The organism is Maricaulis maris (genome assembly GCF_003634045.1).
GTDB classification, from domain to species: domain Bacteria; phylum Pseudomonadota; class Alphaproteobacteria; order Caulobacterales; family Maricaulaceae; genus Maricaulis; species Maricaulis maris.
In genome coordinates this window covers 374115-385611 of the sequence record NZ_RBIM01000001.1, presented here as the reverse complement: position 1 = coordinate 385611, position 11497 = coordinate 374115, and the positions used below count along the sequence as shown (strand labels likewise).

The window sequence follows — 11497 nt, the reverse complement described above, 5'->3', positions numbered from 1 at the left end:
GCAAGGTGACCGGGTTTCGCGAGCAGGTTAGGGACCGGGACCGCTGCGGTCTTGAACGCATGTAACCGACCGCCGGGCGTATTGTGTGACCGGATCATGCGGCCATGAGAGTCCGGATCCGGTGCGGGGTGAGCCCGGTCTGGCGCCGGGCAGCCCGCGTAAAATGCGGTTGGTCGGCAAATCCGCCAGCCTGGGCCGCCTGGACCGGACTGTCGCCCTGCATCAATCCGGATATCCCCCGTCCCAGCTTGCAATGCAGGCGGTACAGGCTGGGCGGCATGCCGTAATGCCGGGCAAAACTGCGCGACAGATGGACCCGGTGGACGCCGGCATTCTCGGCCAGCTGCGCCAGGTCCGGATCGTCGGCCGCGTCGCGCAATTGTTCCCGCACCCGAGCCAACCAGGGGTCCGGCGCCTGGGCCGACCGGCACGGCGTGGTCCGGGGCGGCGCCGTGATACGAGCCGCAAGGTCCGGCAAGGCCAGCCCCGCAGACAGCCGACCGTCGGACAGGGCCAGCGCAATCCGGATGATCTCTCCCGGCATGTCCTCGCCGGACGCCGCCCACACCCAGTCGTCGAGCCCCGGCAAGTCGGCACAGAAAGGCGATCCGGGCTGAAGGTTGAGCGCCAGGACCAGGGCTCCGTCGGGCCCGTAGAGATTGGCATGGCGGCAACCGGCGGGTTTGACGCCGCGGCTGACGCGTAGCAGGTCGTGCTCGCGCCCGGCGCTGGTCTCGCGCATGTCACCGCTGATCAGCCATGACACCTGATGGTCCGCATGGACATGATCGGCCATCGACTGGCCCGGCTGGTACCAGGTAAGCTGGATGTCGAGACCGGGCGCTGTTGCCAAGATTTTCTGCCGTTTCATCATCATTCCCGTCACCCAGGCTACCGAGGGTTAGTGCATGGATGCACGCGGCGATGTGATTGGATGATGACGTCGCTGTAAGGTCGGCTTTCGCGCTAGTTCAGGGCCACCCGCCGCGAATGGCACGCCTCGTACAGGCCCAGGAAGGCTGTCGCGTCTGTATTGCCGCGCCGACTGGCATCGGTGAGATAGGCTCGGGCGCGGTAAGGATCATCCGTGCCGCGGCCGTCCGACAGCATCAGCCCGGCCAGCAAGGCCGCCAGATCGCCCTGATGCTCGTCGGAAATTCGCGCCATCGCGCGTTCCGCCCGGGCGCCCTGCCCCGGCCAACCGGCGGTGGCCAGCGTCAACTGGGCCAGCGTTCGGGTATCGCCGGCCTGCATCAGCGCACCGCCCCAATAAAAGGCCGCAGCCTGCACCGGCACCTGGCGTTGCCTCGCCATCGCCTCGAGCTGTTCTTCCATGCCGGCGCTGACGCCCAGCAGATAAGTGTCGCGATGCTGACCATAGCGCTGACAGTCCGCAGACCGGGTCGATTGCGCCGCTGCGTCACTCATCCCGATCAGCGCCGCGCCCAGGCCCCAGCCCAGCGCCACCGTCCACACCAGAATTGTCCGATTTCGGACCATTTTTCCCTCCCAAATTGAAATCTGGCAGGAATGTGGTGCCCGGCCTTTTAACTTCGCGCCAATTACGACGCCCAATATTTCAATAATTTCAATATATTAACCTTAAGAACCCGGATCGCCATGCGCGGATCGGATTTTGCATGGACCTGTCCCAGAACAAGGATACGGGCATGCGACATTTCCTGTTTCGCGACGGTCACGGCCGTCTCGACGAAAAGGCCAACAACTTCACGGCAATGCGGATATTGTTCGCGCTGATTGTCCTGTACGGCCACGCCCTGATGATCCCGCTCGGCCTGCCCTATGTCGGCGTCTGGGCCACCTCGGTCGACTTCATCGTCCAGTGTGCACTCGACGGGTTTTTCATCCTGTCCGGTTACATGATCACCGCCAGCGCCATGAAATCACGCGATATCGCGCGTTATGTCGGCGCCCGCTTCTTCCGCATCTTTCCCGGCCTGATCGCCACGGTGCTGCTGCTCTGGCTTGTCGTCGGTCCGCTCTTCACCAGCTTGCCGGCCGGCGAATACTGGAGCCAGTCGCAGACATTGCTCTTCCCGCTCAAACTGATCAGCCAAGTCGATCCGATGGCCGGCCTGCCCGGCGTCTTCGAAGCCTCGCCCATGGGCGAAAACATGAATGGCCCGCTCTGGACCATCCGCTATGAGCTGATGGCCTATCTCGGTGTCGGCGTACTGATGGTGTTCGGCCTCTATCGCAAAAATGCCCAGGTCCTTGTCTGGACTGCCCTCACCCTCGTTTTCGGCATGCTGGTCGAGACCTTCGGCTATCGCGGCATCGGCGAGGAGACGATCGGCACGCTGGCCCGCTTTGCGCCGGCCTTCATGATCGGCGCCGCCTTTCATGCCGGCCGCAAATTTCTGCGCCTGACCCCGGCCTTTGCCGGCCTTGCCATACTGGCCGCGCTTGTAACCCAGCACCTGCCGATCGGCTGGATGATGCTCGACATCGCGCTCGCCGCCAGCTATCTCCTGCTCGGCTATGCCCGCATTCCCGGTCAGACCGGAGAGCGCGTCCGCAATGTCGAGGACGTGTCCTACGGCATCTATATCCTGCACTGGCCGATCGGCATGATGGCCTTCGCCCTGCTGCCCGGCCTGAGCACCACAATGCTCGCCCTGGTCATGCTGCCGCTGGCCGTGCTCGCTGGCTGGGGATTGCGGGTGATCGTCGAGAAACCGGCGCTGGCGCTGCGCGCCCGGTTGAGCCGACGGGCGGCGCCTGCCACCGCTGCCGAAACCGCCGCTGCCTAGCTCCGAAAGGGATCCTGCATCAGGATCACGTCTTCGCGTTCCGGCGAGGTCGAGACCAGGGCGATCGGGCATTCGATCAGCTCTTCCAGGCGGCGGACATATTTGACCGCCTCGGCCGGCAGATCGGCCCAGGAGCGGGCCCCGGCGGTGGAACCTTCCCAACCCTGCAGTTCTTCATAGACCGGCGTCACACCGGCCTGGGCTTCCTTGCCGGCGGGCAGATGGTCGAGACGCTCGCCATTGAGCTCATAGGCGACGCAGACCTTGATGGTCTTGAAACCGTCGAGCACGTCCAGCTTGGTCAGGGCGACGCCGTGCACGCCGCCGACCTGCAGGGTCTGGCGGGTGATGACCGCATCGAACCAGCCACAGCGACGCTTGCGTCCGGTGACGACCCCGAATTCATGGCCACGCTCGCCTAGTGACTGGCCATCGGCATCAAACAATTCGGTCGGGAACGGCCCCTCGCCAACGCGGGTCATATAGGCCTTGGCAATGCCCAGCACATAACCGACATCGCGCGGCCCGACGCCGGTGCCGGCGGAGGCCTGACCGGAGACGGTGTTGGAGGAGGTGACGAAGGGATAGGTGCCGTGATCAACGTCCAGCAGGGCGCCCTGCGCCCCTTCGAACAGAACTTTCTGGTCCGACTTGATGGCGTCTTTCAGCACCCGCCAGACCGGCGCCGCATAGGGCAGGATTTTCGGCGCGATCTCGGTCAGCTCGGCGACCAGCTGGTCGGCACTGTATTCCTCATGACCCAGGCCACGGCGCAAGGCGTTGTGGTGATGCAGGATATCCTTGACCCGCGCCTTCAGCGCTGCCGGATCGGCGAGGTCGATGACCCGCACGGCGCGGCGGCCGACCTTGTCCTCATAGGCCGGGCCTATGCCGCGGCGCGTCGTGCCGATCGGCTCGCCATCATCGCGGTTTTCACGCAGGGCATCGAGTTCGCGGTGGATCGGCAGGATCAGGGTCGCGGTCTCGGAAATCTTGACCACGTCCGGGGTGATGTTCACGCCTTGCTCGGCGATGCGATCAACCTCGGCGACAAAGGCCCAGGGATCGACGACCACGCCATTGCCGATCACCGACAGCTTGCCGCGCACGACACCGGAGGGCAGCAAAGAGAGCTTGTAGACATTCTCGCCAACAACGAGGGTGTGACCGGCATTGTGACCGCCCTGGAAACGGGCCACCACATCGGCGCGGTGCGACAGCCAGTCGACCAGCTTGCCCTTGCCCTCATCGCCCCACTGGGCACCCACCACGGTAACATTGGCCATGAAGATCTCCGCTTCTGTCATGTCGTGACCGCGGCCGGTCGATCTGTCCGCAACTGCCGCGGAAGACGTCCGCCGACGGATCAAAGCCAGAGCGGGCCGCGTCGGGCGAGCCTTAAAACAGAACCGCCATCCTCACAAGTGAGGCGTTACCGCTTTCCACGTGCGCCGGGCCGCCCAACTGATTGGCCCCGATACTGCAGCCCTCCGGCATGACGATGCAGATCGTTGCGGAATGGAACACCACGAGTTGGAGTCGCCCATGATACACGCATACCGACTGCGACCGGCCAGCGAACTTCGACCACGCGACTGGCAGGGCATCCAGGCCATCCGGCTGGACAATCCCGCCTATGCCAGCCCCTTCTTCGACCCCGACTATCTGCGAGCCGTGGCTGCGGTTCAGCCCGGCCTGGCCATCGGCTTTGCCGAACACGGTGGCGAGATGCGGGCAGCCTGGCCGGTACAACGCCGCGCCAATGGCTGGTGCAGGGCGCCGGCTGCCCCCTTCACGGATTGGGACGGTCCGATCCTGGCCCCCGACGTGTCGATCGAACCCTCGCACATGCTGCGCGAACTCGGCCTGGCGGGCTATAGCGGCAATAATCTGGTGACCCCGGTCACGCTGGACCATGCCCATCTGAACACCACTCGCAACGCCCTGTCGGATCTCGGGACGGATGGCGCGGCCTTCCTCCGGCAGCAAGCCTCCCGGCATCCACGACAGTTCAAGAAAATGCGCCGACTCGAGCGTCGCCTGCATGATGCGCATTCGGTGCGTTTCACGCTTCACTCGACATCGCCAGCCGACCTCGCAGCGCTGATCGCGCTGAAATGGCGGCAACTTCGCGCCACCGGCCGACACGATGTGCTGAGCCGGGCCTGGGTTCATCGCCTGCTGAAGCAACTGCATGCCGGCAGTCCGGACGGCCGCTTCGGCCCGCTCTTTTCAACCCTGCACCTGGATGGACGTCTCGCGGCGGCAGAGTTCAACCTGCGATCCGCCGATCGCGTACATGGCTGGCTGACCGCCTTCGATCCGGAGTTCGGTCAATACTCACCCGGTCATGTCCTGATGCAGCACATGTTCGCCGCGATGCCGGGCATCGGTGTCCGCCAGTATGACGCCGGAAGCCTCGAGCATGGCTATAAGCGCTTTTACGCCAATGATGTCGTGATCGGCCATTCAGCGACGATCGACGCCGTGACGGACCGGCCGCGCAGCCGCCCCTTGGCGCAGATCATCCGACATCTCGAATACAGCGGGCCCGCCATGGTGCGCTCAATGGTGGCGCGTTCGCGTCGGCGCTTTGACCAGATCTGCGCCACGGAGCGCTCACCGATCGACCGCGCCCGCAGTGTCGGCGCGTCGCTGTGCCGGCTCGCCAACCTGCGCCAGGGCCTTCTCTAGCGCAGCGCCGGCGGCACCCGCTGGGCGAAGAAAAAGTCCGCATCACCAGCCGCCGGTCGCCAAAATTGTCGCAAGGCCGGATCGGGATTGTGAAAGGCAATATGGCAGGAGTCATGGCGCTGGCGACGGCGCAACGGTCGCGGCAGCCCCGCCAGTACGGCACTGTCCAATGAGGCGGCAAAACGCAGACGCACACGCGCCAGGCCGGCCCGCCGCGCCGTTTGCAGCACGCGCGCAATCAGATCGCGCCCGGCCCGCACACCGTCGGCGCCGGGCAGGACCGCCAGCTCGACAATATCGAGGGCCTCCGGGCCGTCGACCTCCATCTTGGCGACAACGGCACCGATCAGCGCGAGAATATCGCCATCACGCCGCACAACCCGCCACACCTGTCCGCCTGCCCGCAGCGGGTCGGACCGGCGCCAGCCAAGATCGGCCGCACTGCCGTCCCGCACAATCACGCCGGCCGCCGTCCGGCGATCGCGAAAACGCGCCAGCGCGTCCGGCCCGACGGTGTCGAGACCGGGCATGTCTTCGGGCCAGTCGGCAGCCATCTCCCGCTGCAGCCGCGCCGCAACCGGGTCGCCCGGCCGTTCCAGCGCCATCCGCCCGAACCAGTCCGGCGCCGGCAGGCCCGCAGTCTTCAGGCGGGTCCGCACGGTCGAGGCCGCGAGCCGGACCGGGGCGGTCACCCATTCCAGCCATTCCCGGGCATCGGCGCCGAGCCAGGCTTGATAGCCCAATCGCGGCAGGATCACGGCCGACAGCGTGTTATTGTTGAGCGTATAGCAAAAATCCGGTCCCGACTGGGTCAGCTGGTGTCGCGCCAAACGGATGCCGGCACGCGCGGTCCGGTTGCCAACATCGGTCACCAGCGTATGCCCCATTGCTCCGCGATAGGTTTTGTCGGGACCGATGAAATCGCTGACCAGATTGCCGACAAAGCCGAGAATCGTCCCGGCCTCCTCATAGACCCAGCCCGGTGGCGCATCGCCCTGCGCCGGATTGCCGAACAATACCCAGTCCCAGCCGGCACGGTCGCGGTCCGGGAAGCCGCAAATGTCGATCAGCTCGGCAAGCCGGGCCAGGTCATCCCGGGCGACCACGCGGATATGTCCTGCCATGCGAGACTCCGTCAGCTTGTCTCGCCGATCATGACGCCTTGTCCGTGTGTCACAGGTTAACGGTCGCCCCGGTCGCGAATGCGTGACTTGCCCCGGCGGGCAGCGGCGGCATTATGGCAAGCGTGTCGAGAACGGGGAGTATCCGATGTCGCTCGCGCTTACCCTCGCCGGGTCAGGCCTCCTGCTGCTGCAATCTGCCGCAACCCCGCCGCCGGATGCCTGTGTCGGCGCGCCCTGGAACGCCTTCGATTTCTGGGTCGGGGATTGGAATGTCTACGCGCCTGACACCGATGACGCGCCCGGCCCCTATCTCGGCCACAACCAGATCGAACGAATCAATGGCGGCTGCCTGGTCACCGAGCACTGGGTCGGCGCCAGCGGCAATGCCGGCAACAGTATCAATATCCATGATCCGCTGATCGGCGAATGGCGTCAGGTCTGGATGAGCAATGGCTGGTATATCGACTATACCGGCGGGCTGGATGAGGCCGGTGCCATGGTGCTCTCGGGCGAGGCCTACACCGTCCAGACCGACACCCGCGCCCCGCTGCGCGGCAGCTGGACCCCGAATGAAGACGGCACCGTCACCCAGCAGTTTGACCAGGGTGATGGCGAAGGAAACTGGCAGACGGTGTTTATCGGCATCTATGTCCCCAAAGCCGACGATCCGCGCGCGGAAGAGGCGGCAGCAGCGCGGGGGGAGTAGGCGATGTTGCGCCCATCACGGGCGAGGACCTAGTGCGGCACTTTTCTTCCCCATGAAATGGGGAAGTGGGCCCTGCGTAGCCTTGGCGTAGCAGGGCTCGATAAGGCCGAGCGTAGCGAGGGGAGCCCTCCGCCTGCGGCGGCCCCTCCGTCCCGCCGCTACGCGTCGAGACACCTCCCCATCAAGATGGGGAGGAAAAGTATCGGAGCTAAAGCCCGCCCCCTTAGTTCCCGAAGCGGTATCCGAAACGGATGCCGGCATTGTCGAGCGCCTGGTTGCGGCCCGAGGCGAGGATCTGGCCGTGCGAGATGTGCTCGTAATAGGCGCCGATCGACCAGCGCTCATTGAGGTCGTAATCGAGACCGATGGCGTTGTGGAAGAGGATTTCATTGCCCATCAGCGAGCGCGTGGTCGCCAGGCGGATGCGGGTCGGGTCGCCCGGCGGCGAGTTGGGGTCAATGTCCTCGACGCCGTCATTATAGGTCAGGCCGGTGCGGAATTCGAAGTTCAGGTTTTCGGCGACCTCGAAGTCCCAGGCCAGGCCCGTACCGCCGAAATTGGTCAGGCCATTGGTGTTGAACGAACCATAGAGATACGGGCGCGGCGACCAGATGGCATCGAGGAAATCCGGCGAGGCAAACAGCAGGTCGAGGGTGATGTTCGGACCATCTTCGACGTGATCGGCGAGATCGTGCGCGGTCACGCCAAGGCGGAATTCCATGCCGCGATCATCGGCGAGTCCGGCTCCGGTCAGCAGGGCGAAAGCGGCGGTCGTCGTCAGGATGAGTTTCATGATGTCCCCTCGGGCCGCCTGCGCGACCGGTCTGTTATCGGTTGCAAACGGGATAAAGCGTGTCTCAGCCCGCGTCCAGCGCTTCGCGATAGGCCCAGTCGAGCCAGGGACCGAGTGCGGCCAAATCATCACGCTCCACTGTCGGCCCGCACCAGATGCGGATGCCCGGCACGGATGCCCGGTGCATGCTGATGTCCAGCGCCGCATTTTCCCGCTCCAGCAGGGAGGAGATTTTCTTGGTCAGATCCCATTGCGCATCCTCGCCGGCGGCGATCACCGCCGGGTCGGTATATTTCAGCGTCACCGAGACGGGCGAACGATGGGCCGGATTGGCGCACAGATAATCGATCCAGTCGGCCTCCTGCACCCAGGCGTCCAGAGCGGCGAAATTCTCCTCGCGGCGACGGATGAGTTCCGGCAGGCCACCAATGCGCGAGGCCCATTTCAGCGCCGCCAGATAGTCCTCGACCGCCATCAGCGACGGCGTGTTCAGGGTCGAGCCCTCATAGACCGCCAGATTGGCCTTGCCCTTGGTGTGCAGCTGCAACAGGCCCGGGATCGGCCAGTCGGGCCGGTAGTTGTCGAGGCGTTCGATGGCGCGCGGACTCATCACCAGCATGCCGTGCTGGGCCTCGCCGCCCATGCATTTCTGCCAGGAGAAGGTCAGCACATCGATTTTCGACCAGTCGATCTCCACGGCGAAAGCGGCCGACGTGGCGTCACACAGGGTCAGCCCCTCGCGATCAGCGTCGATCCAGTCAAAATCCGGAATCCAGACACCGGCCGCCGTGCCGTTGAGGGTGAAAATGGCGTCGCGCTTGCCATCATACTGGCTGATATCCGGCAGCGTGCCCGCCGGCGTCTGGAAAACACGCAAATCCTGCAGCTTCAGCTCGTCGCGGGCATCGAGCGTCCAGCGATTGCCGAACACATCCCAGGAGAAGACATCGGTGCCGCGCTGACCGAGCAGCGACCACATCGCCGCTTCCATCGCGCCGGTGTCCGAGCCCGGCAGGAGCGCGACCTTATAACCCTCGGGCAGTTCGAGCAGGGCGTGGGTACGCTCGATGGCTTCCTTGATCCGCGCGACCGGGGCCCCGGCCCGGTGGGTGCGCGATAGCGGCGCATCGGCGATCGCGTCCCATGACCAGCCGGGATATTTTTTCACCGGCCCGCAGGAAAAGCGCGGATCACCGGGACGAAGGACAGGTTTGGGATTATTCGTGCGGGTCGCGGATTGCGTCGGGATATCGGCCAAGTCTGTCTCCGGGGAATGTGCGGGCATCGGGGCGGGTTATGTTGCAGCGCACGTTGACGCCCTCCCCGGCGCGGGGCAAGAGCTTTCGCCATGATTTCCCCGTCCCTGATTCCACCGCAACGCGACCAGTTCGACCTGCCGCGCGAGACTTGCTACCTGAACGCCGCCTATATGGGGCCAATGCCGCACGACGCCGTCGCAGCCGGCCAGGACAGCTATGCCCGCAAGGGCCAGCCCTGGCGCTATCAGGTCCAGACCGATTTCTTCGACGCCCCGGAAGCCCTGCGTGAACGGGCAGCCCGCCTGTATGGCGCAAGCGCCGACACGGTCGCCCTGGTGCCGGCGGCCTCCTACGGGCTGGCAACGGCAGCCCGTAGTCTGGCCCCGGACGCCAAGAGCGAAATCCTGGTCCTGGCGGAACAATTCCCGTCCAATGTCTATGTCTGGCGCGACTTGGCTGCGGAGCATGGCGCCCGCCTGCGCACGGTCAGCCGGTCGGACAATCAGAGCTGGACCGAGGCCGTGTTGAGCGCCATCTCGACCGCGACGTCGATTGTCGCCTGCCCGCAGGTCCATTGGGCCGATGGCGGCGCCCTCGACCTGGCCGCGATCAGCGATGCAGCCCGGCGCCAGGGGGCAGCCCTGGTGCTCGACCTGACCCAATCACTCGGCGTGATGCCCTTCGACCTGGCCGCGATCCAGCCGGATTTTGCTGTCGCCGCTTCGTACAAATGGCTGCTCGGCCCCTATGCGATGGGCTTTCTCTACGCCGCGCCGCATCATCATGATGGCGAGCCGTTGGAACAGAACTGGATCGTTCGCGACAAGGCCGAGGACTTTGCCCGTCTGGTCGATTATGCCGACGCGCACGCCGCCGGCGCCCGCCGTTTCGACATGGGCGAGCGCTCCAACTTCCAGCTTGTTCCCGCCGCCATTGCCAGCCTCGACGCCATGCTGGGCTGGGGCGCCGACGCGCTGGCGACCACGCTGGGCCACACCAACCGCGCCCTGGCGAACCGCCTCGCACCGCTCGGACTGCGCGAAACGACACCGGATCGCGCCGCCCACTATCTCAGCCTGTCGCTGCCCGATGGCGCGCCCGGCGATCTGGTTGCCCGGTTGGCGTCCGAAGGAGTTTATGTTTCCCAGCGCGGCGACCGGATGCGCATCACACCCCATATCTACAATGATGAGGCAGACTTCCAGCGTTTTGTGACTGCTCTGGAAGACCTGCTTTGACGCCCGCACATTTGCCTCACACCGTCGGCCCGCGCGACTGGGCCGCCCTGATCCTGCTTACCGTTCTATGGGGATCGGCCTTCGCCTTCATCAAACATGGCGTGGAAACCCTGCCACCCGGCGCGATGATCTTTGTGCGCCTTGGCCTCGCCGCCACAATCCTGACCGCTTGGGCCCACGCCCGCGGTCACCGGCTGCCGCCGCTCACCGACCGACGCTGGCTGTGGATGGCCGGGCTCGGCCTGTTCGGCAACGCCCTGCCCTTTTTCCTGGTCAGCTGGGCGCAGCAATATATCGACAGTGCACTGGCCGGAATCCTGGTCGCGACCATGCCCTTGGCGACGGTCGGCCTGGCGCATGTCTTCGTGCCCGGTGAGCGCATGACCCTGCGCGCCGTTCTGGGCCTTCTGGTCGGTTTCAGCGGCGTCATCCTGCTGCTCGGGCCCTCGGCGCTGGCCGGTCTCGGCGGCGCCGACACGCTGGCCCAGCTGGCCGTGATCGGAGCCGCGGTCTGTTATGCCGTCAACGCGATCCAGGCCCGGCTCCTGCCCGAAACCCGCCCCTCCGTATCGGCTGCCGGCATGTTGATCATGGCGACCCTGTTCGCCCTGCCAATCGGCATCTGGGATCTGATGCGGGTCGAGGCCGTGGCCCCGACGGCGTGGGCTGCCGCGGCCTGGCTGGCCATCGGCCCCACCGCCCTCGCCTCGGTCGTGCTGATGCAGGTCGCACGGACCGCCGGGCCGAATTTTCTGGCGATTGCAAACTATCTGACACCGATCGCCGCCCTGCTGACCGGTCTGGTGATCGGCGAGATGATCGGCTGGCCAGCGGTGGTCGCGCTCGCCATCATTCTGGCCGGCGTCTGGCTGGCCCGCAGCGGGACGTCCTCGACTTCACCGCCCTGAC

General features: G+C 65.4%; 11 protein-coding genes. 5 read left to right on the top strand and 6 right to left on the bottom strand.

Features of this window, described 5'->3' with window-relative positions; genetic code table 11:
• Positions 1–94: 94 nt before the first annotated feature.
• Both C7435_RS01880 and C7435_RS01875 read right to left on the bottom strand, forming a co-directional pair.
• Positions 95–877: a helix-turn-helix transcriptional regulator gene (locus C7435_RS01880; RefSeq protein WP_121209804.1), complete on the bottom strand. Its 783-nt coding sequence runs from the start codon at positions 875–877 to the stop codon at positions 95–97.
• A gap of 89 nt (positions 878–966) precedes the next feature.
• Positions 967–1500, bottom strand: coding sequence for a hypothetical protein (locus C7435_RS01875; RefSeq protein WP_121209803.1), 534 nt, complete (start codon positions 1498–1500; stop codon positions 967–969).
• 170 nt (positions 1501–1670) lie between these two features.
• Between C7435_RS01875 and C7435_RS01870 the strand changes: the two genes are divergently transcribed.
• Positions 1671–2774, top strand: coding sequence for an acyltransferase family protein (locus C7435_RS01870; protein ID WP_170150309.1), 1104 nt, complete (start codon positions 1671–1673; stop codon positions 2772–2774).
• On the opposite strand, the gene C7435_RS01865 is transcribed toward C7435_RS01870, so the two are convergent.
• Positions 2771–4060: an adenylosuccinate synthase gene (locus C7435_RS01865; protein WP_121209995.1), complete on the bottom strand. Its 1290-nt coding sequence runs from the start codon at positions 4058–4060 to the stop codon at positions 2771–2773. The two genes, C7435_RS01870 and C7435_RS01865, sit on opposite strands and share 4 nt — an antisense overlap.
• Before the next feature lie 259 nt (positions 4061–4319).
• Between C7435_RS01865 and C7435_RS01860 the strand changes: the two genes are divergently transcribed.
• Positions 4320–5468, top strand: coding sequence for a GNAT family N-acetyltransferase (locus tag C7435_RS01860; RefSeq protein ID WP_170150308.1), 1149 nt, complete (start codon positions 4320–4322; stop codon positions 5466–5468).
• On the opposite strand, the gene C7435_RS01855 is transcribed toward C7435_RS01860, so the two are convergent.
• Positions 5465–6592: a GNAT family N-acetyltransferase gene (locus C7435_RS01855; protein WP_121209800.1), complete on the bottom strand. Its 1128-nt coding sequence runs from the start codon at positions 6590–6592 to the stop codon at positions 5465–5467. The genes C7435_RS01860 and C7435_RS01855 overlap by 4 nt on opposite strands.
• Positions 6593–6737: 145 nt before the next feature.
• Here C7435_RS01855 and C7435_RS01850 point away from each other — a divergent pair, with 145 nt between their 5' ends.
• On the top strand, positions 6738–7298 hold the full coding sequence (locus C7435_RS01850) for a hypothetical protein (protein ID WP_121209799.1): 561 nt from the start codon (positions 6738–6740) through the stop codon (positions 7296–7298).
• A gap of 223 nt (positions 7299–7521) precedes the next feature.
• Here the strand turns inward: C7435_RS01850 and C7435_RS01845 are convergent, their stop codons facing one another.
• The gene (locus C7435_RS01845) at positions 7522–8091 is read right to left on the bottom strand and encodes an acyloxyacyl hydrolase (RefSeq protein WP_121209798.1); all 570 of its coding nucleotides are present in this window, start codon (positions 8089–8091) and stop codon (positions 7522–7524) included.
• A 64-nt stretch (positions 8092–8155) separates the two neighbouring features.
• Positions 8156–9349 carry a phosphoserine transaminase gene (locus C7435_RS01840; protein WP_233350653.1) on the bottom strand — a complete coding sequence of 398 codons (1194 nt, stop codon included), beginning with the start codon at positions 9347–9349 and terminating at the stop codon, positions 8156–8158.
• Positions 9350–9439: 90 nt separating this feature from the next.
• Here C7435_RS01840 and C7435_RS01835 point away from each other — a divergent pair, with 90 nt between their 5' ends.
• Together C7435_RS01835 and C7435_RS01830 are read left to right on the top strand one after the other, a co-directional pair.
• Positions 9440–10588 carry an aminotransferase class V-fold PLP-dependent enzyme gene (locus C7435_RS01835; RefSeq protein WP_233350652.1) on the top strand — a complete coding sequence of 383 codons (1149 nt, stop codon included), beginning with the start codon at positions 9440–9442 and terminating at the stop codon, positions 10586–10588.
• Positions 10585–11496, top strand: a complete 912-nt coding sequence (locus C7435_RS01830) for a DMT family transporter (protein WP_233350651.1) — start codon at positions 10585–10587, stop codon at positions 11494–11496. Before C7435_RS01835 ends, C7435_RS01830 begins: the two co-directional genes overlap by 4 nt.
• The last annotated feature ends 1 nt before the right edge of the window (position 11497 follow it).